The organism is Arthrobacter sp. Bi83 (assembly GCF_918698095.1).
Lineage (GTDB): Bacteria > Actinomycetota > Actinomycetes > Actinomycetales > Micrococcaceae > Arthrobacter.
In genome coordinates, this window is record NZ_CAKKLY010000002.1 from 40,613 (window position 1) to 61,931 (window position 21,319).

Annotated in this window: 16 protein-coding genes, 2 tRNA genes and 1 pseudogene; 5 read left to right on the plus strand and 14 right to left on the minus strand. The window is 66.8% G+C overall.

Features of this window, described 5'->3' with window-relative positions:
* Window positions 1–11: 11 nt before the first annotated feature.
* The 3 genes from LQ144_RS01650 to thiL are packed head-to-tail and all read right to left on the minus strand — an operon-like array spanning window position 12 to window position 4,366.
* The gene (locus tag LQ144_RS01650; protein WP_230116824.1) at window positions 12–2,267 is read right to left on the minus strand and encodes an ATP-dependent DNA helicase RecG; all 2,256 of its coding nucleotides are present in this window, start codon (window positions 2,265–2,267) and stop codon (window positions 12–14) included.
* 34 nt (window positions 2,268–2,301) lie between these two features.
* Window positions 2,302–3,318, minus strand: coding sequence for a DAK2 domain-containing protein (locus LQ144_RS01655; RefSeq protein ID WP_230117040.1), 1,017 nt, complete (start codon window positions 3,316–3,318; stop codon window positions 2,302–2,304).
* Window positions 3,319–3,340: 22 nt separating this feature from the next.
* Complete coding sequence (gene thiL, locus LQ144_RS01660; protein WP_230116825.1) at window positions 3,341–4,366, minus strand: thiamine-phosphate kinase; 1,026 nt, start codon at window positions 4,364–4,366, stop codon at window positions 3,341–3,343.
* A 100-nt stretch (window positions 4,367–4,466) separates the two neighbouring features.
* On the opposite strand from thiL, the gene LQ144_RS01665 reads away from it, so the two are divergent.
* Complete coding sequence (locus LQ144_RS01665) at window positions 4,467–5,015, plus strand: DUF3515 family protein (RefSeq protein WP_230116826.1); 549 nt, start codon at window positions 4,467–4,469, stop codon at window positions 5,013–5,015.
* Window positions 5,016–5,081: 66 nt separating this feature from the next.
* On the opposite strand, the gene LQ144_RS01670 is transcribed toward LQ144_RS01665, so the two are convergent.
* The 6 genes from LQ144_RS01670 to leuC form a co-directional block, all read right to left on the minus strand.
* A complete protein-coding gene (locus LQ144_RS01670) occupies window positions 5,082–6,227 on the minus strand; it encodes a D-alanine--D-alanine ligase family protein (protein WP_230116827.1) in 1,146 nt (381 codons plus the stop codon).
* Between the two features lie 2 nt (window positions 6,228–6,229).
* Window positions 6,230–7,282 carry an NAD(P)H-dependent glycerol-3-phosphate dehydrogenase gene (locus tag LQ144_RS01675; protein ID WP_230116828.1) on the minus strand — a complete coding sequence of 351 codons (1,053 nt, stop codon included), beginning with the start codon at window positions 7,280–7,282 and terminating at the stop codon, window positions 6,230–6,232.
* A complete protein-coding gene (locus LQ144_RS01680; RefSeq protein ID WP_230116829.1) occupies window positions 7,279–8,025 on the minus strand; it encodes a lysophospholipid acyltransferase family protein in 747 nt (248 codons plus the stop codon). The genes LQ144_RS01675 and LQ144_RS01680 overlap by 4 nt, the downstream gene beginning before the upstream one ends.
* Before the next feature lie 9 nt (window positions 8,026–8,034).
* Window positions 8,035–9,360 carry a UDP-N-acetylglucosamine 1-carboxyvinyltransferase gene (gene murA, locus LQ144_RS01685; RefSeq protein ID WP_230116830.1) on the minus strand — a complete coding sequence of 442 codons (1,326 nt, stop codon included), beginning with the start codon at window positions 9,358–9,360 and terminating at the stop codon, window positions 8,035–8,037.
* Window positions 9,361–9,608: 248 nt separating this feature from the next.
* The gene (gene leuD, locus LQ144_RS01690) at window positions 9,609–10,211 is read right to left on the minus strand and encodes a 3-isopropylmalate dehydratase small subunit (protein WP_230116831.1); all 603 of its coding nucleotides are present in this window, start codon (window positions 10,209–10,211) and stop codon (window positions 9,609–9,611) included.
* 9 nt (window positions 10,212–10,220) lie between these two features.
* Complete coding sequence (leuC, locus tag LQ144_RS01695) at window positions 10,221–11,678, minus strand: 3-isopropylmalate dehydratase large subunit (protein ID WP_230116832.1); 1,458 nt, start codon at window positions 11,676–11,678, stop codon at window positions 10,221–10,223.
* Between the two features lie 111 nt (window positions 11,679–11,789).
* Between leuC and LQ144_RS01700 the strand changes: the two genes are divergently transcribed.
* The 3 genes and pseudogenes from LQ144_RS01700 (at window position 11,790) to LQ144_RS01710 (ending at window position 14,919) form a co-directional block, all read left to right on the plus strand.
* Entirely contained in the window at window positions 11,790–12,509 is a 720-nt protein-coding gene (locus tag LQ144_RS01700; protein WP_043420062.1) for an IclR family transcriptional regulator, read from the plus strand.
* A 514-nt stretch (window positions 12,510–13,023) separates the two neighbouring features.
* Window positions 13,024–14,299: pseudogene (locus LQ144_RS01705) on the plus strand (HNH endonuclease signature motif containing protein).
* 53 nt (window positions 14,300–14,352) lie between these two features.
* On the plus strand, window positions 14,353–14,919 hold the full coding sequence (locus LQ144_RS01710) for a DUF1697 domain-containing protein (RefSeq protein ID WP_230116833.1): 567 nt from the start codon (window positions 14,353–14,355) through the stop codon (window positions 14,917–14,919).
* Between the two features lie 19 nt (window positions 14,920–14,938).
* Here the strand turns inward: LQ144_RS01710 and LQ144_RS01715 are convergent, their stop codons facing one another.
* The 4 genes from LQ144_RS01715 to LQ144_RS01730 form a co-directional block, all read right to left on the minus strand.
* Complete coding sequence (locus LQ144_RS01715) at window positions 14,939–16,552, minus strand: GTPase (protein ID WP_230116834.1); 1,614 nt, start codon at window positions 16,550–16,552, stop codon at window positions 14,939–14,941.
* The gene (locus LQ144_RS01720; RefSeq protein WP_230116835.1) at window positions 16,549–18,384 is read right to left on the minus strand and encodes a dynamin family protein; all 1,836 of its coding nucleotides are present in this window, start codon (window positions 18,382–18,384) and stop codon (window positions 16,549–16,551) included. Before LQ144_RS01720 ends, LQ144_RS01715 begins: the two co-directional genes overlap by 4 nt.
* Window positions 18,385–18,480: 96 nt before the next feature.
* A tRNA-Glu gene (locus LQ144_RS01725) sits at window positions 18,481–18,556 on the minus strand.
* A gap of 128 nt (window positions 18,557–18,684) precedes the next feature.
* Window positions 18,685–18,756, minus strand: a tRNA-Gln gene (locus tag LQ144_RS01730).
* A 346-nt stretch (window positions 18,757–19,102) separates the two neighbouring features.
* Between LQ144_RS01730 and LQ144_RS01735 the strand changes: the two genes are divergently transcribed.
* Window positions 19,103–20,596 (plus strand): hypothetical protein, encoded by a 1,494-nt coding sequence (locus tag LQ144_RS01735; protein ID WP_230116836.1) that lies wholly within the window; start codon window positions 19,103–19,105, stop codon window positions 20,594–20,596.
* Here the strand turns inward: LQ144_RS01735 and LQ144_RS01740 are convergent.
* Window positions 20,593–21,318 (minus strand): HAD family hydrolase, encoded by a 726-nt coding sequence (locus LQ144_RS01740; protein ID WP_230116837.1) that lies wholly within the window; start codon window positions 21,316–21,318, stop codon window positions 20,593–20,595. The two genes, LQ144_RS01735 and LQ144_RS01740, sit on opposite strands and share 4 nt — an antisense overlap.
* Window position 21,319: the final 1 nt, after the last annotated feature.

Consider the following 21,319-nt stretch of genomic DNA (forward strand, 5'->3'; position numbering starts at 1 on the left):
CATCGGTGCTGCTAGCCACGTTCAAGGAACGCCTCCTTCTCGGGGTTCAGGTAATCGTCGATGGCCTCCGCCAGTGCCGGGTGGTCCGCGAGCGACGGGTCGCTGCCGACGATGTCCTGGGCGTCCTGCCGGGCGCGGGCGATGATGTCCTCGTGTTCCAGCACTCTCAGCAGTTTCAGCGTTGACCGGCCGCCGGACTGGGACGCGCCTAGGATGTCGCCCTCGCGCCGCAGTTTCAGGTCCTCCTGGGAGAGTACGAACCCGTCTGTGGTGGCGGCCACGGCATCCAGCCGGCGGCGGCTGGGGTGGCCGGGTTCAAGCGTGGTGACGAGCAGGCAGGTTCCCGGCAGCCCACCGCGGCCCACCCGTCCGCGCAGCTGGTGGAGCTGCGAAATGCCGAACCTGTCCGCGTCGAGGATGACCATCAGGGTGGCGTTGTGCACGTCCACACCCACTTCGATCACGGTGGTGGACACCAGCAATTTGGTCTCGTTGGCCGTGAACGAGGCCATGGTCTCTGACTTCACGAGGGGATCCTGGCGCCCGTGCAGCGGTGCCAGCGGCACACCCGCCAGGGCCGGTTCCTCGCGGAGATGTTCGACGACGCCTGTCACCGAGGCCAGCTCGCGTGCGGCACCGTCCCCCTCCAGTTCCCCGGCGCCGGGTTCCGCTTCGCCGGGACTGAAGTCGCCGTCGTCGTCCGTTCCGATCTTGGGGCACACGACATAGACCTGGTGCCCGGCGTCAATCTCTTCCCGGGCCCTCGACCAGATCCGGCCTGCCCAGCCGGGGTTCTCCGCAAGGCCCACCACGTGCGTGCTGATGGGCGCCCTGCCTGCCGGCAGCTCGTCCAGCACGGACGTTTCGAGGTCACCGAAGACGGTCATGGCCACCGTCCTGGGGATGGGGGTGGCGGTCATGACCAGCAGGTGTGGGGGCTTGCTCGCCTTCGCGCGCAGGGCGTCGCGCTGTTCCACGCCGAAGCGGTGCTGCTCATCCACCACGATGAGGCCGAGATCGTAGAAGGAAACGTTGTCGCTGAGCAGGGCGTGGGTGCCGATGACGATGCCGGCGGTGCCGGAGGCGGCGTCGAGCAGCGCCTGCTTGCGGGCGGCGGTGGGCATGGAACCGGTGAGCAGGCTGACCTGGACCGTGTGGTCGCCCAGGCCGCCCAGCAGCCCGTCGGCGGCCAGCGGCCCGAGCGTCCGCCGGATGGAGTCAAAGTGCTGCGCTGCGAGGACCTCCGTGGGTGCCAGCAGGGCAGCCTGTCCCCCGGCGTCGACGACCTGGAGCATGGCCCGCAACGCCACGATGGTCTTGCCTGATCCCACCTCGCCCTGCAGCAGCCTGTTCATCGGTCCGTCCTGTGACAGCTCGCCGGAGAGCGTCTTGCCCACGGCGGCCTGTCCGCCGGTGAGGGTGAACGGCAGCTGGCGGTCGAAGGCAGCCAGCAGTCCGTCGGGCAGGGGCCGGCGGGCTGTTGCTTCCTCGGCGGCGAGCTGGGCGCGGCGCCGGGCAAGGGCAGACTGGAGCACCAGGGCCTCCTGGTACCGGAAGCGGTCCCGGGCGCGCTGCCAGTCCCCAGGGGTCTGCGGCGCGTGGATCAGGCGGTAGGCCTCCGCGACGGGCAGGAACTTCTCGCGCGCAGAGATGCCTGCGGGCAGCGGGTCCGGCAGGTCATCCAGGTCAACGGTGTCCAGGAGCGTCGCGATCACCTTCTGGATTGACCAGCTGGTGAGTTTCGCGGTTGCCGGGTACACCGGGATGGGCATGGCGGCCAGTTTTTCCGGATCCATCCCCGGAGTGTCCGGGTCCTCGTCGAGCAACAGGAAATCGGGGTTGGTCAGCCCCAGCGATCCGCCATAGCGGGTCACCTTTCCGGAGAACATGGCCCGGCGGCCGGGCTGGAGTTCGGTTTTGGCCCGGAAGCCGTTGAAGAAGCTGACTTTCAGGGTGCCCGGCAGGCCGGCCCCCGCAGACCGGACTGAGTTGCCGGCACCGGCGTCGTCGGAGATCACGACGTCGGTCAGGGAACCGCGCCGGGCTCGCATCTGCCGGGTGCTGTTCGAGACGACCCTTGCGATGAGTGTCACTTCCTCGTCCAGGGGAACCTCGCTGATGGGCGTGAGCTCACCCCGGCTCAGATAGCGGCGCGGAAAGTAGTTGAGCAGGCCGCCAACCGTGGTGATCCCCAGGTGTTTTTCGACGACGGCTGCGGAGCGTTTGCCCATCCGGCGCTCCAGGCCGAGTTCAAGCTCGGTGTTCATCTTTCCTCTGCGTTCATCGGCCCTCTGTGTTTCATCAACCCTCGAGGCTCCGGACATCAGCCTCCACCGGGTTGGGGTCTCGTGGCAGTGCCAGCTCGCTGACTGTTACGCCGGTGGGCTCGCCGAGGGAACCGATCATCTCCAGGGCGGGACCTGGCTCCAAGACGTGCACATGGACCCGCCAGCGGTACCGGCCTTCCTGATCCGGAGACGGCCCCACCTGGCTCATGATCACAGAATCCCCGAGCTCGTCGAGGCGCTGCCTGAGAGTGGCCGCGTCCAGCGGCGACAGGCTGATGGTGCACATGACCTCCACGCCGTCGTCATCCGGCAGGTCCGCGTGGATGTGGGGGTCCTGCACGTCGTAGCCGTGCAGGCCGTCCAGCAGTTCACTCTGGAGTTCCCCGCCGAGTACCGCCGACCGCAGGCAGTCAAGGATCAGCAGCATCCCCACGCCGCCGGCGTCCACGACGTGGGCGGCCTGCAGGGCATCGAGTTGGCCCTCGGTGCGGACGACGGCCTCGAGTGCTGCCTCAACTGCGGCGTCCAGCACCAGGCCCAGGGCGTGGTTGCTGTCATTCCCGTTCTGGGCGGCGTCGACGGCGGCCGCTGCCCGGGCGGCTGCCTCCATGACCGACAGCATGGTCCCGGGCACAGGGTCGCTGAGCGCCGACCAGGCCCGGATCTGCGCCCGGTTGAGGGCCGCGGCCAGCAACGTGGCGGTGAGCCGCATGTGCCCCGACAAGGGCTCGGCGGCGGCGCACAGGAAAACCGAGAACAGTGTGCCGGAGTTTCCCCTGGCCTGCTCCATCGCGGCCTGCCCGGCTTTGGCGAGGACCGCACCGACGTCGTTCTGGGCCGGGACCAGCTGAATGCTGGCCCTCTGCGACGTTTCCGGCGGGGACTCCTGAAGCGCACGGGCCGCTGCCCGGACTGTCAGGTAAAGGTTGGTGCCGGTGTCGCCGTCGGCCACCGGGAAGATGTTGATCGCATTGAGGCGGTCACTGTGGTTCCCCAGGGCTGTTTCGGCCTTGCCCAACCACCGCTTCATCGCTTGCGCGTTGGCGGCAATCTTAGTCTGCAAAGTGATCCCATCCCACGGAGTCAGCGGGCCGTCCCGCGATCTTAACGCCCGCCGCTTCATTCGAACCGCGGGCCTGTACTGAGCCTATCCCAGTGAACCCGGGAGGCAGCTGAATGTCCGCGGGGAATGTAGCAAGCAGGCCGTGGTCCTCTCCGCCGCCCAGCACCCACGCCAACGGATCGGCCCCCAGGAGCGCGGCGGCCGGCCGCAGTGACGCGGCCAGCTGCTTCAGCTTCCCGGGATCAAGGTCCAGCACGACGTTGCTCGCAACAGCGAGCCGGGTGCCGTCCCGCACGAGCCCGTCCGAAATGTCCATCATGGCGGTGGCTCCTGATGTCCGCGCCCCTGGCCCGGCATCAAGGGGCGGCTCGGGGCGGCACTGGAGATCCAGGAACAGCCTCAGTTCCGGGGCCAGCGATGCCACAGGGTGGTTCGACTCCAGGAGTGCGAGCCCCGCAGCCGCGCAGCCGGCTTTGCCGGCAATGGCCAGAGTGTCGCCGGCCGTTGCCCCGGACCTGAGTACGGGCTGGCCTCCACTGAGGGTGCCGAGAACCGCCACAGTGACGGACAGCTCGCCCCCGCGGCCCAAATCGCCTCCGGCGACAGAGCATGATCCTGCCCCGAGCTTTCCGATGGCCGCGGCCAGCCCGTCCGCCAGGTCCTCGATCCATTCCACCGGAGTGTCGGCCGGCATGGTGAGGCTGACCACGAGCGTGGTTGCGGTGGCGCCCATGGCATTGATGTCGCTGAGGTTCTGGGCTGCCGCCTTCCACCCCACGTCGTAGCCGGTGGTCCGGTAGCCGTTGTTCCACTGGAGCCGGAAATCCTGGTCCTGTACCTGGGTGTCGATGCTGATGACAGTCCGGCCGTCCGGCACGGCAACGATGGCGGCATCATCGCCAGGACCCAGGAGAACGGCCGCGCTGTGCACGGCGTTCAGCTCCAGCCGCGGGAAGATCCGCGTGAGCAACTCGGCTTCGGACAGTTCGGCGACAGTCAGTGGTGATTGGGGCACGCCACTACGCTACCGCGACGGGACGACATTGTTTCCCGGCATGCGGGGCGCCGGTGACCTCACGGCAATTCGGGTCCTGACTCCGGGATAGGGTTAACGCATGCACTGCCGCCGCACCCCTGGATCAGCCCGAACAGCCCGAAACCTTCGGGTCCCCGGACCGGCCAGCCGGCCCGGCATCTGGTCAGTCCTGGCCGTGGCTGCAGCCGCCGCCCTTGCGCTGGGCGGCTGCTCCCCCGCCGTCGATGTTGCGCCCGCCGCCGACGCCGCGAACCCGGCCTGCGCTCCCATGATGGTGGCACTCCCGGACGCCATCGGCGATGCACGCCTCCGCAAGACGAACAGCCAGGCGACGGCCGCATGGGGTGATCCCTCCCAGGTGATCCTGCGGTGCGGAGTCAACGTACCCGGGCCCACCACGGACCGCTGTGTCAGCGTCAATGACGTCGACTGGGTCATCAAGGAGGGCAATCCCGTGTGGACATTGACCACCTTCGGCCGCGAACCGGCCACGGAAATCCTGATGGACCCGAACAAGATCAGCTCGGCGACTGTGCTGGCCGACCTCTCCGGGGCTGCCGGGAAAATCAAGGCAAGCCGCAACTGCGTTGGCCAGGAAGACCTTCAGCACCTGCCCACCAGCAAGTAGGTCCCGACAGGCTCGACCAGCGGTGGTCAAACCCCGGGGCCGGACGGGCCCGGCCAGCGGCGCGTCCTAGCGGAGACCGGTTTTGCGCTTCAGCGCCAGATAGATGAGCTCGTCGATCAGCTCCGCGTAGCTCAGCCCCGAGGCGGCCCACATCTGCGGATACATGCTCTTCGGCGTGAATCCAGGCATGGTGTTGATCTCGTTGATGATGAGCGCGCCGTCGGCGGTGTAGAAGAAGTCGACCCGGCTAAGGCCCTCGGCCCCGACTGCGTCGAATGCCACGGCGGCGAGCTCCCGCACCCGGGCTATAGCCTCCTCGGGCATAGCCGCGGGGCAGCTCAGTGCGGCGGCGTCATCCACGTACTTGGCGTTGAAGTCGTAGAACTCATGGTCACCGGCGGCCACGGAAATTTCTCCAGGCAGGGACGTCCGCGGTGCAGCGGAGCCCCGGCCTTCCAGCACGGCGCACTCGATTTCCCTGCCGACGATGCCGGCCTCGATGACGAGCTTGGGGTCGTGTTCACGGGCGGCCTCGATGGCCGCGTCGAGGTCCTCAAGGCGATCCACCTTTGAGATACCCATGGAGGATCCGGCGCGGGCGGGCTTGACGAACACGGGGTAGCCGAGCAGGTCGACACGCTTCCGCACCGATTCGGGATCGTTGCGCCACTGCCGGTCCGTCACAGCGATGTAGGGGCCAACCTGCAGTCCGGCGGCCTCGAAGACCACCTTCATGAAATGCTTGTCCATGCCCACGGCGGACGCCAGTACCCCGGCACCTACGTATCGCGTGTCGGAAAGCTCCAGGAGGCCCTGGATGGTTCCGTCCTCGCCGAACGGACCGTGCAACAGCGGGAAAACCACGTCCACCGTGCCGAGTTCCTGCGGCACCTCGTTGGGCGAGGCCACGATAAGCTGGTGCTCCCCGCCGATTTCGGCGAGTGTCACGGTCTGGGACGACGGCGCAACCTCTGGCAGGGAGGTCGACGAAAGTGACCACTGCCCGGTGTCCCCCGCAGCAAGAACCCACTGCCCGGACTTGGCAATCCCGATGGGAATGACGTCGTATTTGTTGCGGTCGATTGCGCCCAGCACCCCGGCTGCCGTGACGCAGCTGACGGCGTGTTCACTCGAACGCCCGCCGAAGAGCACCGCAACGCGGGGCCTGCTCGTCTGGGCGTTGTCCGCTGCGGTCAAGTTTTCTTCCGACACTGTCAGTAATCGCCTTCGGATTTAAGTTCCCGGGCCAGCAGTAGCGGCCCCAGTTGGTCAACGGACAATTTTCCGGCCAGCACGGCGACGACGGCTGCCGTGATGGGCATCTCGACGCCGAGCTTACCGGCAAGTTCATGGACAGCCTGCCCGGACTTGATGCCCTCGGCCGTCTGGGTCATCTTTTCGGCGACTTCATCCAGGGTGAGTCCCTGGCCGAGAAGCCGGCCGGCAGTGTGGTTCCGGGACAGCGGCGACGAGCAGGTGGCCACGAGGTCCCCCAACCCGGCGAGTCCCGCCATGGTTTGTGCTTCGCCGCCCAGAGCCAGGGCCAGGCGGGAGGTCTCCGCAAGTCCTCTGGTGATCACCGACGCTTTGGTGTTATCGCCCATCTGTTTGCCCTCGCAGATTCCCACCGCCAGGGCTATGACGTTCTTGACGATGCCGCCGATCTCGACGCCCACAATGTCCGAGGTGGTGTAAGGGCGGAAATACGGAGAGGTGCAGCTCCTGGCGATCCAGCCGGCGACCGCGGAGTCGGGACACGCCACGACCGAGGCCGTAGGTTCCTCCCGGGCGATTTCCATGGCTAGATTGGGCCCGGACACCACGGCGATGCGGTTGGCGGGGATATCCAGCTCCTGGCCGATGACTTCGCTCATGCGGGCGTCGGTGCTGAGTTCGAGGCCCTTCATGAGGGACACCACCAGGGCGTCCGCCTCCAGCAGGGGCTTCCATTCGCGCAGCTGCAGGCGCAGCGACTGCGCCGGAACGGCGAGGACCACGAGGTCTGCTCCGGCGAGCACCTCGGCCACGTCGGTGGACGCCGTGATGCTCGGCGGAAGTTCGACGTCGGCGAGGTATTGCGGGTTGCGGTGGTACCGGTTAATTTGCTCTACGACTTCCGCGCGCCGGCCCCAAAGCCGGATGCGGCGGTCGACGCCCGAGCCTGTGGCGGCGTCGGCGAGGATCTTGGCGAACGTGGTTCCCCACGAGCCTGCGCCGAGGACCGCCACCGACACCGCGGCACCGGGCCGGGCCCGCTCAGGCGTCATTGTCCGCCCCGTTCCACGTCGCGGCCGTGCTTCGTCTGGTTGTGCGCAGCCGGGTCCCAGCGTTTGGCGGGGGGCTGCTCAGCGCGGAGTTCAGCCAGAAGGCCGGTGACTGCATCCATGATGGCCTCGGTGGCCTCCGTCAGGGTGGCTTTGTCCCTGGGCCGGCCCTCGAAGCGGGAAAGATCCACGGGATCGCCAATCAGGATCCTGGAAGTTTTCCGCGGAAAAAGATGGAAACGCTTGGCATACCGGGGGAAGACCTCGTGGGCGCCCCAGTGGGCCATGGGCACGACGGGGATACCTCCTTCGAGTGCAAGCCGGGCAGCGCCCGTGTGGCCCTTCATGGGCCAGAGGTCCGGATCCCGCGTCAGCGTGCCCTCCGGGTAGATGACAATCGCCCCGCCCTCTGCCACGATCTCCTGGGCGAGCTGCAGGGAGCGGTTGGCACCCGCCGTCGAGCGTTCCACCGGAATCTGCTTGACGGCGTGGAGCAGCTTACCGAGGACCGGCACCTTGAAGAGGCCTGCCTTGGCGAGGAAGTGCGGGGCGCGCTTCTGGTTGTAAAGCATGTGCCCGACGACCAGCGGATCGATCTCGGTGCAGTGGTTGGGTGCCGCAATGAAACCGCCGGCGGGAAGTTTTTCTGTGCCTTCCCATTTCTTGTTCATCATCAGTGTCAGGAGGGGCCGCGCAATCCCGGCGATGATCACGAACGTGATGTGGCTCTTGGCCGATTCCTTCACAGGGGCACGCTACTTCGCAGCAGTGATGTCGAAATCGGCGCCCAGGCCTGCGAGCTTTTCATTGAAGCGCTCATAGCCGCGGTTAATGATGTCCATACCCGTCACCCGGGACGTGCCGGTGGCGGCCAGGGCTGCGATGAGGTGGCTGAAGCCGCCCCGCAGGTCCGGAACATCGATGTCGGTGCCCTTGAGCTGCGTCGGGCCGGAGATGACGGCTGAGTGGAGGAAGTTCCGCTGCCCGAAACGGCAGGGGACGCTGCCCAGGCATTCCCGGTGGACCTGGATGCTGGCTCCCATCCGGATCAGGGCGTCGGTGAAGCCGAATCGGTTCTCGTACACGGTCTCGTGCACGATCGAAACGCCCTCGGCCTGCGTCAGTGCGACAACAAGTGGCTGCTGCCAGTCCGTCATGAAGCCCGGGTGGACGTCGGTTTCGAGCACCAGCGGGCTCAGCTTGCCGCCGCGGTGGTAGAACCGGATGCCGTCGTCGCCGATGTCCATGCCGCCGCCCACCTTGCGGAAGGTGTTCAGGAAGGTCATCATGTCGCGCTGGGAAGCGCCTTCAACGAAGATGTCGCCGCGGGTGACCAGGGCAGCGGAAGCCCAGGACGCAGATTCGTTGCGGTCAGAGAGTGCCCGGTGGTTGTAGCCGCCCAGGTCCCGGACACCTTCAATGCGGATGGTGCGGTCCGTCTGGACGCTGATGATGGCGCCCATCTTCTGCAGCACAGCGATGAGGTCCACGATCTCGGGCTCGGTAGCCGCGCCGGAGAGTTCGGTGATGCCTTCGGCGCGCGTGGCACTCAGGAGGACCTGCTCCGTAGCGCCCACTGAGGGGTACGGCAGGGAGATTTTGGCGCCGTGGAGTCCCTTGGGCGCGGAGATGTGGATGCCGCCCGGGCGCTTCTCCACGACGGCGCCGAACTGGCGCAGCACGTTCAGGTGGTAGTCGATCGGGCGGTCGCCGATCTTGCAGCCGCCGAGATCGGGGATGAAAGCCTCACCGATGGCGTGGATCAGGGGGCCGCACAGCAGGATCGGGATGCGTGAGTCACCGGCGTGGGCGTCAATGGCCGTGCTCGGCGCCGTCTTGGCGTCCTTCGGATCCAGGGTGAGATCACCGGTCACGGGATCCTTCTCCACGGTGACCCCGTGGAGCTGGAGCAGGCTGGTGACAACCTCGACGTCCTTGATTTCCGGAACGTTCCGGAGCACCGAAGGCTCATTGCCCAGCAGCGCCGCCACCATGGCCTTGGGCACAAGGTTCTTTGCACCGCGGACCTTGACACGGCCAGTTAGCGGGACGCCTCCGCGGATTGTCAGAACACTACTCATTTACCGGTTTCCTCACGACTACTCGTCCCCAAATCCTTACAAAGGCACCAGCTAAGCATATGAGCTTGCGTTACCGAACCGAAATACGGCCCCTTGTGAAAGCCGTCTCCGCGGGACCTGCGGCCGGGCACTGCGGGGCCAGGGAGTGGATCCACAGGGGGCTCAATACAGTATTCACCCGTATGGGCCCGGCAACGGAAAGGCCCGCCGCAGATTCGTGCGACGGGCCTCCGACTGGGTAACAGGACCTACGAAAGCCTGGCCGGCAGGGTCTTCGGCTTGAAGGCCGGCCGGGTGGCCTCGTAGGTGGTGATGTCTTCCTCGTGCTGCAGCGTCAGGCCGATGTCGTCGAAGCCCTCGAGCAGGCGCCACCGCGTGTAATCGTCGATCGAGAATGGAGCAACCACGTTCCCGCAGATGACGGTCTTGGACACGAGGTCCACGGTCACCTCGGTGCCGGGGGCGTTCTCGAGTGCCTTCCAGATCAGTTCGATGTCATCTTGCGCCAGTTCGGCAGCCAGGAGTCCCTGCTTGCCCGAGTTGCCGCGGAAGATATCGGCGAACCGGGAGGACAGCACGGTCTTGAAGCCGTAGTCCTTGAGCGCCCAGACTGCGTGCTCGCGGGAGGAGCCGGTCCCGAAGTCAGGCCCGGCCACCAGCACGGAGCCGGCGTTGAAGGGTGCCTGGTTCAGGATGAACGCCGGGTCTTTCCGCCAGGCCGAAAACAGTGCATCCTCGAAGCCCGTGCGGGTGATCCGCTTGAGGTAGACCGCCGGAATGATCTGGTCGGTGTCAACATTGCTCTGGCGCAGCGGGACGCCGATTCCGGTGTGGGTGGTGAACTTTTCCATGGGGCCTTCCTAGGCTGCGTCGGTCGTCTGGAGGGCGGCGGATTCCGGGGCCGGATCGAGGTCCGACGGCGAGCTCAGCGTTCCGCGCACTGCCGTGGCAGCTGCCACCACAGGCGACACCAGGTGGGTTCGTCCGCCTTTGCCCTGGCGCCCTTCAAAGTTGCGGTTGGACGTGGATGCGCAGCGCTCCCCCGGCTCCAGCTGGTCCGGGTTCATGCCCAGGCACATGGAACATCCGGCGAAGCGCCATTCTGCACCGAAATCCTTGAACACCCGGTCCAGGCCCTCGGCTTCCGCTTCCAGGCGGACGCGGGCCGAGCCCGGCACCACGAGCATGCGGACCTTGGGATCCTTCTCGCGGCCGCGGATGATGTCAGCCGCGGCCCGGAGGTCCTCGATGCGGGAGTTCGTGCAGGAACCCAGGAAGACCGTGTCCACCCGGATGTCCTTCATGCGTGTCCCTGCCTCCAGGCCCATGTACTGCAGCGCGCGTTCGGCTGCCGCCTTGGCGTTCTCATCGCCGAAGTCGTTGGGGGAAGGGACCTTGTCCGACAGCGGGACGCCCTGGCCGGGGTTGGTGCCCCAGGTGACGAACGGCTCGAGCGTGTCGGCGTTGAGGTCCACCTGGGCATCGAAGACGGCGTCATCGTCGCTGCGCAGGGTGGACCAGTATGCGACGGCGGCATCCCAGTCGGCACCTTCCGGTGCGTGCGGGCGGCCCTTCATGTATGCGTAGGTGGTTTCGTCCGGAGCGACCAGGCCGGCGCGCGCCCCTGCCTCGATGGACATGTTGCAGATGGTCATCCGCGCTTCCATGGACAGTGCCCGGATGGCCGATCCGCGGTACTCCAGGACGTAGCCCTGGCCACCGCCGGTGCCGATCTTGGCGATCACTGCAAGGATGATGTCCTTGGCTGTGACGCCGGGACGGAGGGTGCCCTCGACATTGATGGCCATGGTCTTGAACGGCTTCAGGGACAGGGTCTGGGTGGCCATGACGTGCTCCACCTCGGACGTGCCGATGCCCATGGCCAGCGCGCCGAAGGCGCCGTGGGTTGAGGTGTGCGAATCGCCGCAGACCACGGTCATGCCGGGCTGGGTCAGGCCAAGCTGTGGACCCACCACGTGCACGATGCCCTGTTCGGCGTCGCCCAGAGAGTGCAGGCGCACCCCGAACTCTTGGCAGTTGTTGCGCAGCGTCTGGATCTGCGTCCGGCTCGTGAGGTCGGCAATTGGCTTGTCGATGTCCAGCGTGGGAGTGTTGTGGTCCTCCGTGGCGATGGTGAGGTCCGGGCGGCGCAGCTTGCGGCCGGCCAGGCGGAGCCCTTCAAAGGCCTGCGGGGACGTCACCTCGTGGACGAGGTGAAGGTCGATGTACAGAAGGTCCGGCTGGGCGTTGGCGCCGTCGCCGTCGCCTTTGCGCACCACGTGCGCGTCCCAGACTTTCTCGGCCAATGTGTTTGCCATGGCCATCTCCCTTCACTGCTGTTGGCTGTTACTTCCACTGAAGCAGCAGAGCCGTGTAATAAGCCAGTCAAAAGATTTGCATCTCAGATAATGAGACGGCAATATCATTACATGGACAATTCTAGTGGAGTCGGTGTCATTGATAAAGCGGCCCAGGTGCTTGACGCGCTCGAGGCCGGACCCACGACTCTGGCACAGCTCGTTGCTGCCACGGGACTGGCGAGGCCCACCGTGCACCGGCTCGCATTGGCGCTGGTTCACCACCGCCTGGTAAGCCGCGACATCCAGGGCCGGTTTGTTCTCGGCAGCCGCCTCGTGGAGCTTGCCTCGGCCGCCGGCGAGGACCGGCTCATCGCCTCAGCGGGTCCGGTCCTGATGCAGCTGCGAGACGCCACGGGCGAAAGCGCCCAGATCTTCCGCCGCCAGGGCGACTGGCGCGTCTGCGTCGCCTCTGCCGAGCGGCCCATCGGCCTCCGCGACACCATCCCTGTTGGCACGCAGCTGTCCATGAAGGCTGGTTCCGCCGCCCAGGTCCTGCTCGCATGGGAGGACCATGATCGCCTGCTGGAAGGACTCCAGTCCGCGCGCTTTACGCCCACCGTTTTGGCAGGAGTACGACGGCGGGGCTGGGGTCAGAGCCTCGGTGAACGGGAGCCGGGGGTCGCCTCGGTTTCGGCACCGGTCCGCGGTCCCTCCGGCCGTGTAATCGCCGCCGTTTCCATCTCCGGCCCCATCGAGCGGCTCACCCGCCAGCCCGGCCGCCTGCACGCCGAGGTGGTCTGCAACGCAGCCCGGGTCCTGACGGAAGCACTCCGCAAGAACAACGACTGAGGCGAGTGCCGGGTTAGTCCACCTTGGGCCGGATATCGCAGGCTTCCTGCCCTCGGATCAGCACGGCGCTCGCGGGGCTTGGCCAGCTATTGGAAACTCTCTTAGCTGGTACCGGCCCCGACCCTAAATTGTCTGTGCCCCTTGGCAGACTGTGTTTATGGATGGAGATGGGGAAACGCACCTGACGAAGGCAGCGCTGCCATGCGGCTGCGCTCTTCCCCGGGGCGATTTTCCCGGCGCCGATTTCCCGGACGCCGGGTTCCCGGACGCCGGGTTCCCGGACGCTGATTTTCCCTTCGACGCGTTTCCACTCGACCCTTTCCCTGACGACGGGTTTCCAGACGCCACTTTCCCTGACGACGGGTTTCCAGACGCCACTTTTCCAGAGGATCCTTTTCCCGATGCCTCATTTGCAGACCCTGCCTTTGCCGGGGCCGCGTTTGAAGACGACGCCGAGTCGGACACCGCCGGCTCGAATACCGTTGCGTCCAGCTCCGCTTCGAGCTGTGCCAGCGTGCAGGACCTGATCGCGGCGGCGGGTTCGCTGCTGCTTCGCGCGGACAATGCCGGGCTGATCGATCAGCTGGCGGGCCTGGAGGACCTCAAATGCGTCATCGCCGGGCTGCAGGCCCGGATTGACGTGACCTTTGATGCCGCCCAGCGCCGGGGCCAGGCCCGGGCAGGGGCCCCGGCCGCGGAATGGGGCCAGGGCGTGGCCGCGGAGATCGCCCTCGCCCGCCGCGAATCCCCCAACCGGGGCAGCCGGCTGCTCGGCTTCGCGAAGGCACTCGTGACCGAGATGCCGCACACCCTGCCGCCCTGGACAGCGGCCAGCTCAACGAATGGCGCGCCACCCTGCTCGTCAAAGAAAACGGCATGCCTGTCCAATACCGACCGGTGCGCCGTCGACGACGAACGTGCGCCTCCGCCCGGCACCGGACACCATGACCTACCTGCTGCCCGTCGCGCAGGGCGTCGCCGTGCACGCCGCGCTCAGCCGGCGTGCCGACACCCTCCGCTCCGACGGCGACGGCCGGTCACGTGGCCAGATCATGGCCGACGCCCTGGTAGAACGCACCACCGGCACCCCCGGAGGCATCACCGGCATCGAGATCCAGCTGATCATGACCGACCGCTCCCTCCTCCAGGGCAACAGCGAACCAGCCCGCCTTCCCGGGTACGGCACCGTCCCCGCCGGCTGGGCCCGCAACCTCCTCACCCGGGGCCAAGGGCAACAACTGGGCCAGCCAGGGCGCGGTCGGGAGGACGATCCCACAACGGGTGACGGCCCAGACCCGGGCCGGCGGGCGGACTCTGGGCACAGTGCAGTTTTCGATGTCTGGCTCCGCCGGCTCTACACCGCCCCCGGGATGGGCGACCTTGTCGGCATGGATACGCGGGCGCGCATGTTCCCGCCGGGGCTGCGGCGCTTCATCCAGGCCCGCGATGACACCTGCCGCACCCCCTTTTGCGACGCGCCGATCCGCCACCATGACCATGTCGTACCGTGGCACACCGGCGGGACCACCAGCCTCGGAAACGGGGCCGGGCTGTGCGAAGCCTGCAACCACACCAAAGAACTCCCAGGATGGAAAGCCCAACCCAGCCCCGGTCCCCGGCACACGATCGAACTCCGGACCCCCACCGGCCACAGCTATCACTCCACGGCACCTCCGCTGCCCGGAACCACGCCGTCCGGAACCAGCCTGCCCCGAAAAGTCAGCCAAACCCGCCTGATCAATTCGCGCAACCAACAAGCCTGCGGCGGGCATACCGGCGTCGCAGAATAGGACCACCGGCGGCGCACGCCCCTGTCAGCCACAACCGGCAGTATTGTGAGCGCATGACCAGCTACGCAGTGTTCCTTCGCGGCATCAACGTGGGCGGCATCAACATCAAGATGGCGGACCTCAAGGAAGCCCTGAAGGCGTCCCCATTCACCGGTGTGAAGACGCTACTGGCCAGCGGCAACGTCGTGCTGGCCAGTGACCTTGCTCCCGGAGCCGTCAAAAAGGAATTCGAGGCGGCACTGAGGCAATCCTTCGGCTATGACGCCTGGGTTGTGGTGCTGACGTCCTCCCGTGTTGCCGAACTGGTTGCAGCCTGTCGCTATCCGGCGGACGACAAAACCACCCACACGTACCTCACCCTGACCTCGGATACCGCCGCACTGGACGAGCTGGTCGCCGCCGCGGAGGCACTGGGCGGCGGCGAAGGGGTCGGCGTGGAGCAGGAGAGGCTGGGCCCGGAGGCCCTGGCCTGGCTGGCACCGGCGGGCGGTACCCTGGACAGCCCCTTCAGCAAGCTGACGGCCAAGCCGAAGTACAAGGTTTCCACCACAACCCGCAACCTCCGCACCATGGTCAAGGTCCGGGATGCTGCAGCCGCACTCCAGGACGCCGGGGCCTAAAAGCCACCCTGGCGTCGGGTCATCTGCTGGCGGCCCTGACCGCTGCGTTGAAGGCCTTTAGCCGGCTGATTTCGGTTTCCACGGGCTCCACCACATGTTTCGCCGCGACCTGCACTACGGCTGCTTTGAGGCGCTTGCGCGCTGACGCCGCCCGGGCACGGGCCGCGCCGGCGGTAATGAATTTCGCGGTGATCGCCAGGAGGATGCCCAGCGCCGCGCCGCCGGCAATCATGAGGGTGGGAATAGGCCAGCCCTCCACGCGGGGCACCTCCGGGATCGGCAACTGCAAATAGCCGAGGACCGCGAGCAGGCCAAGCCACCCCAGTCCGCCCACGGCCGTCAGCAGCGCCAGCCACTGGACCACGTTGAAAACGCCCCACCACCAGGATCTCCGTCCCGCTCTCAAGTCGGCACCGGCGATGGCCTGGTCCAAAGCATCCGGGAGCCTGTCCCTCCCCTGCCGGGCTGCGTTCCGGATCGACGCCCGCCACGGGCCCGGTGCGCCGTCGCTCGCGGCGTCGGCAAAGTCACGGACCGCGGCGTCCGTTCTGGCCCGTTCCGGGGCACCTGCGGGAGGCAGCGAGGTCCTGTTCACCTCGGCACTGGTACCGCGGCGCAGGTTCAGGCGCCGGAGCGGGTCCGGCCGGAACCGGACCAGCCACCTTGTCACCGGCCAGCCTGTGCGCCGGGTGGACTCTTGCCGGTATGAGCGGCCTACGGCATCGACGACCAGCGGGACGTTGGCCGCGATCGCCAACTCCTCCGCCAGCCGCGCCTTCGATCCGCCCTTCACGCCGGCTGCCTCGCCGGTCCCGGACGCATCCTGCAGCCGTGCGGACGCCCTTGAGACATCCGCGGAGAGCCTCAGTGACAGGGCCGCCCGCTGCGCCGCCACGTGGCCGATCGCCGCCCGGACTTTGTCCACCCCGGCCCCGGTAAGGGCCGAAGCCCCCAGAACCTGGACCTTGCCGAGCCCGTCGCGGACGAGGATGCCCCTGAGCGACTCCAGGACCGGCTGCACATCGGCGTCGGGGAGCCGGTCGATCTGGTTCAGCACCACAAGGGTCACGGCGCCGTGTGACGCCAACGGGGCCAGAAAGTCATTGTGGACGGCGGCGTCGGCGTACTTTTGCGGATCCAGCACCCACACCAGGACGTCAACCATACCCACCAGCCGCTGCACGGTCTCGCGGTTTGCGGCCCTCGTCGAATCGAAGTCCGGCAGGTCAAGAAGTATGAGCCCGCTTGATTCGTCCGCGAATCCCTCCACTGGCACAGCGTGATGGCGCTGGCGCACCTCCAGCCAGTCAAGCAGCGTCTCGCTGCCGTCCGCTCCCCAGACACTCGCCAAAGGTTCCGAGGTAGTGGGCCGGCGGGCGGCCGCCGTCGCGATTTCTGCCCCGTGGACGGCATTGAAAAGGGTTGACTTACCGCTTCCCGTTGCCCCAAAAAATCCCACGACGGTATGGTCGGCGGAAAGTGACCGCCGCGAACTGGCGCGCTCCAGGACCTGGAACGCCTCATCCAACGCCTCAGCCGGCAGGACCCCTTGGGCCAGCTCGCGGGCATTGTTCAATGCTTCAAGGCGGCTTTGGAGCTGCGTTGCTTCCTTGACCACGCTGTGGCGGCTCATGCGGCGCCCGCCAGCCGGGCCAAAGACCGGGCATGGCCGGCAAGTACTTCGGCCGATGCGCCGCCGTCAAATGCCAGCCGGTCCAGGAAGCGCTGCTGTTCACCCTGCAGCAACGTCTGGCAGCGGGAGTGGAGATCTTCTCGGGCGGTCTGGGCGAGACGGCGTACGGCGTCCTCGCCGAAGAAGGCCTCAAGCAGCCTCTGACCGACGACGGCGGTCCCGCCCGCCACGCCGATCTCAAGTCCGGTCAGGCCTGCAGTCATGGAAAAGACCACAATCATCAGCGCGGCGCCGAGGCCGTTGATGCCGAACGACAGCCACCTGGCCTGCGTCCGCTTGCCCTGGCCCTCGGTCCGGATCAGTTCCATCAGACTCTCCTGCCAGGCCCGGATTTCCGCGGCCACCTCGGCTGCAAACCCGGGGCTGGTTCCGGAGAGGTCGTCCGTGCCCAGCAACTGTCGCCCCGCAGGATCCGAGCGCCAGCGCTGGTCCGTGTCCTCCGCCGCGTTGGCGGCTTCATCGACGATGACTGCCTGCAGCCCCGTTTCGATGGCGGTTTCCACCTTGATGGCCGGAGCTGGTTCACCGCGGAAAAATGCCCCCATGCGGTCCCGGAACCGTCCGATGTTCTGCTCCAGGCTCCGGAAGAACTCTCCCGTGCCCACGAAGTCCTGCCAGCGGGCCAGCACCTCACCGCGCAGGAGCGCGCCGTCCTTCGTGGCGTTGAGGATCCGGGTCACAGCGTCCTTGTAGGCGGCCCGGGCGTCGTCGCGGAGAATCTCCGCGGCGCGGCTCTGTTCCCCCGAGGCCTCAGCCACGCGGTGGACGCGCTGGCCCAGGGCCTGGACGGTTCCGTTGAGCGTGCGTCGGGCAATCTCTGCCCGCCCGGCGGCGTCGGCGGCGAGATTTCCAAGCCACGTCTTGAGCGGTTCAACGGCGGCCGCGGGCAGCATGCCGAACCGGTCCAGGGAAACTTCCGGAATGACGAACAGTCCGGCTTCGCCGAGCCCCTCCCGGGCAAGCATGGCGAGCAGGTCTTGGCTGACCTCGGCCTCGGCCGCCGGGGGGACCCGGTCGAGGACCACGGCGACCATGATGTCCCGCGACGCTGCGTTGAGCAGCAGCTTCCAAGGGACTGCATCTGCATAGCGGTTGGCGGTGGTCACAAAAATCCAGAGGTCGGCCGCCGCCAGCAACTGGTTGGCCAGCTTACGGTTGTCATCTGAGATGGAATCGATGTCCGGCGCGTCCAGGAGCGCAATTCCCTGCGGCACGGCGGGGTCTCCCACCAGGACCAGCGACGAGATCGAGGCTGCGTCCGGCGTGGGACCGGCCTGATTGGCAGGCACCTGGGTGGAGACCACCGAGCCCCGGATGCGGCTAAGGCTTGGCAAAACGCGCTGGTCCTCAAACCAGGCAGCATCTCCGGGGTGGTGCAGGAGTATGGGCTGGCGTGTAGTGGGGCGGATGGCTCCGGCACGCGTGACGGGGTGGCCAACGAGCGCGTTCACGAGGGTAGATTTGCCCGCACCGGTAGAACCTCCGACGACGGCCAGCAGCGGAGCGTCGAGGCTCCGGTACCGCGGGAGGATGTAGTCATCGAGTTGGGCTACCGAATTGCGGATCTCCAACCTTGCCTGCTCCACGCCGGGAAGCCTCAGCGGCAGCGATACTGAAGCCAGGTCGCTGTGAACGGACTCCAGGAGCGCGACCGCGCCAGCTGACTGCTCTACTGGCTTCTGGCTCTGGGGCGGCCTGTCAGGCCGCGGAGGCTCGGTGAAGGAGGTCACAGCATCATCATGCCAGTTTGGGGAATTTTGCGGGTCAGGCATGGCCGGAGCGCTGGCCGGCCAGTCAAATCGATCCGCCAGGCACATGGGGCCGGTTAAACAGATCAGGCCCCGGGCTGCTGCCCGAAGCCTGATCATTGGTGACCCCAGCGGGATTCGAACCCGCGTTACCGCCGTGAGAGGGCAGCGTACTAGGCCGCTATACGATGGGGCCGCGTACTTTCCAACCAGCATTTCTGCCGGCCAGCCAAGTGATTCTTTCATACACTCGGCTTGTGTTTCAAATTGACGATTCTCTTTGAAACTCCCGAAAATCTGCGGAACACCGCGGATTTTTCAGAGCTGGGATACCAGGACTCGAACCTAGAATGACGGTACCAGAAACCGTAGTGTTGCCAATTACACCATATCCCAATGGAACTTTCGGGCCGGTTCAGCAGGACCAATCCTGCGCTCCGAGCGCCTCAGCACGAGTAATTACTTTACCCGAGAGTTTTGCCCGGCACAAATCGAGCGGACGGACCCTCCAAGAACGGCGCTAAGCGGCCCGTTTCGGTGGCACCGGGACCTCCGTGGCAGGAAAATCCTTGCCAAGCCGGGGAAAATAAGTTTACGCTCGGTAAGTTACCGCCGAGTAACAGCCCCTCCCCCGCCCCCATGCTGGCCGAGTTGCAGCCTTTTTTGATTGTTAGCTGCATCACAGCCCCGGGAGTGCCCGGCAGCAAAGCCGCCGCCGGAAACCCGTCGAGAGGAATTATCCGTGCCACAGAGCCGTGCCACCATGCCCAGCAAAACCCGAACCCGGGCCCAACAGCTTGCCGTCGCCATCCTGGCGCTTCTGCTCATGGCGCTGCTGGGGTTCTACACCGTCGTGACGGGACGCGTCGCAGACGGTTCGGCCAGGTTGCAGGACGGGGCAGAAAGGGCGTCAGCCGGCGCGGAGCAGCTGAAAGCGGGTGCTGGCAGGCTTTCCGGCGGTGCCGGACAGGCCAATGCAGGGTCCGTCAAACTTTCTGAGGGCGCGGAAAAGATCTACACCGGCATCAGCGGCAAACTGGCGCCGGGGGCCAACAGGCTCGAAACCGGTGCCGGCCAGCTCGCCGCAGGTGCCGTCAAGATCGAAACGGATGTCAACAACAAGCTCGCCCCTGGCGTCTACAAGGTGGATGACGGTGCCCACAAGCTTGCGGCCGGATCCGTGCAGTTGTCCGCAGCCCTGACGCAGACCCCGGCGGGGAATGCCCCGAATAACCTGGCCGACGGCGCCACCAGGCTTGACGGCGGTGCAGGGCAGCTGGCGGCGGGAACCGGTGAACTTGCTGCCGGCACGGACAAGTTGGAGGCCGGCACCGTGCAACTCAAGGGCTACCGGGGTGCGAACAACGATCCCGCGGCAGGTACCGGAACGGCGGCGCTGGCACAGGCCTTGGAGCTGCTGGAGTCCGCGGCGTCGGATCCCGTCCAGGGGCTGGTTCCGTTGTCTGTGGTCAAGGACAAGATCGCCAAGATCCGGGCGGGGGCACAGAAGCTGGACGCCGGAGCCTCGCAGCTGCAGGCAGGCGCGGAACAGCTCAACGCCGGCGCGGCACGTCTGGATGCGGGGGCAGGGCAGCTTCACGCCGGAACGGGAAAGCTGACCGCTGGGTTCAGCACGCTGGCAGGCAGGCTGAACAGCACGGATCCGAACAACCCCGGCGTCGTGATGGGCACCCGTCTCCTCGCGGAAGGAACGGCCAAGCTCCGAGTCGGGATGGACGGTGTGCCGGGAGACCCTGCCCATCCGGGGTTGCTCAAAGCCACCGCCAGGATCACGCAGGGAAGCTCGCGGCTCGCCGCGGGAACCTCGGCGCTCAACGCCGGCATCAAAGGCGACCCCGCAAATCCCGGCAGCCAGGGGTTGCTCAGCGGGTCCAGGGCACTCGCTGCCGGGGCCTCGAAGCTCTCGGACGGCAACACCAGGCTTGCAGCCGGCTCCACCCGGCTTGCCAGCGGAGCGGCCAAGCTCGCCGATGGCAACGCCCGGATCGCCGAAGGCACGGGCACGCTCCACTCGGCCATCGCCGCGGTTTCGCCGTCGAACCATGTTGGCCAGTCCGATGCCGCGATGGCCGTGGCGCTGGTGGGAGTCCTTAGCCTCGGCTCGGTCGCTGCCTACCTCATCCTGAGGAACCGGGGACTGCGAATCCAGGCGCTCCGAAACCGGGCGTTCCGAAACCCGGCGCGAAACAGCCTGCCGTTGCAGGAGAGCCCTTAGTCCCTGGCCAGCAGCTCCAGCAGGGTGCCGACCTCGTGCCCCTGAAAGCCCGGGGCGGCCTCCCCGGTGCGGTTCAGCCACACGCCCAGCAGTCCTGCCGCCGTCGATCCTTCAGCGTCGAGCAGGCGGTTGTCCCCGACATACAGCGTGCTGTCCGCGGAGCTGTCCAGAAGCCGCACGCCCTCCAGGTAGATTGCCGGATCCGGCTTGGGCACCCCCACGGTATCTGTGCCCACCAGAACGCGGATCCGTTCAAGCCCGGCACTGTCGAGCTTGACGCGCTGGTAGTCATGCACGTTGTTGCTCACCGCCCCGTAGGGTATGCCGGCAGCGTCCAGCGCATCCAGGAGGGGTACGACGTCCTCGAACGCCCTGACGTAGCTGGGCTGCAGGCGCGAATAGGAACTGAGCCAGTTGCGGGATTCCTCACCTTCGCCCAGGTCGACGCCGAAATGGCCCAGCGCCGCCCGGCCCCGGAGCAGCCGCTGCTCATTGAAGGTCAGTTCGCCGGCCAGGTAGCGGTCGTAGTAGTGCGTGGTTTCGTGGGTGAAGATCCTGCCGAACTTCTCCCACCCGGCCTGGTCCAGGCCGGGCAGGAGATGTTCGCTGACATCGCGCAGCGCGGTGGTCATGGCGAAGCCCAGGTCAACCAGGGTGTCGTCGATGTCGAAAAGAACGCCTCCCACCGCGCCGAACCGGCGGTCCAGGACGGCTCGCTGCATG

What these genes read in the sequence shown, in the direction of transcription:
- LQ144_RS01650 (WP_230116824.1), bottom strand. Translation starts at nt 2,267, where the DNA reads ATGAACACCGAGCTTGAACTCGGCCTGGAGCGCCGGATGGGCAAACGC.
- LQ144_RS01655 (WP_230117040.1), bottom strand. Translation starts at nt 3,318, where the DNA reads ATGAAGCGGTGGTTGGGCAAGGCCGAAACAGCCCTGGGGAACCACAGT.
- LQ144_RS01665 (WP_230116826.1), top strand. Translation starts at nt 4,467, where the DNA reads ATGCACTGCCGCCGCACCCCTGGATCAGCCCGAACAGCCCGAAACCTT.
- LQ144_RS01675 (WP_230116828.1), bottom strand. Translation starts at nt 7,282, where the DNA reads ATGACGCCTGAGCGGGCCCGGCCCGGTGCCGCGGTGTCGGTGGCGGTC.
- murA (WP_230116830.1), bottom strand. Translation starts at nt 9,360, where the DNA reads ATGAGTAGTGTTCTGACAATCCGCGGAGGCGTCCCGCTAACTGGCCGT.
- leuD (WP_230116831.1), bottom strand. Translation starts at nt 10,211, where the DNA reads ATGGAAAAGTTCACCACCCACACCGGAATCGGCGTCCCGCTGCGCCAG.
- leuC (WP_230116832.1), bottom strand. Translation starts at nt 11,678, where the DNA reads ATGGCAAACACATTGGCCGAGAAAGTCTGGGACGCGCACGTGGTGCGC.
- LQ144_RS01700 (WP_043420062.1), top strand. Translation starts at nt 11,790, where the DNA reads ATGGACAATTCTAGTGGAGTCGGTGTCATTGATAAAGCGGCCCAGGTG.
- LQ144_RS01710 (WP_230116833.1), top strand. Translation starts at nt 14,353, where the DNA reads ATGACCAGCTACGCAGTGTTCCTTCGCGGCATCAACGTGGGCGGCATC.
- LQ144_RS01715 (WP_230116834.1), bottom strand. Translation starts at nt 16,552, where the DNA reads ATGAGCCGCCACAGCGTGGTCAAGGAAGCAACGCAGCTCCAAAGCCGC.
- LQ144_RS01720 (WP_230116835.1), bottom strand. Translation starts at nt 18,384, where the DNA reads ATGCCTGACCCGCAAAATTCCCCAAACTGGCATGATGATGCTGTGACC.
- LQ144_RS01740 (WP_230116837.1), bottom strand. Translation starts at nt 21,318, where the DNA reads ATGCAGCGAGCCGTCCTGGACCGCCGGTTCGGCGCGGTGGGAGGCGTT.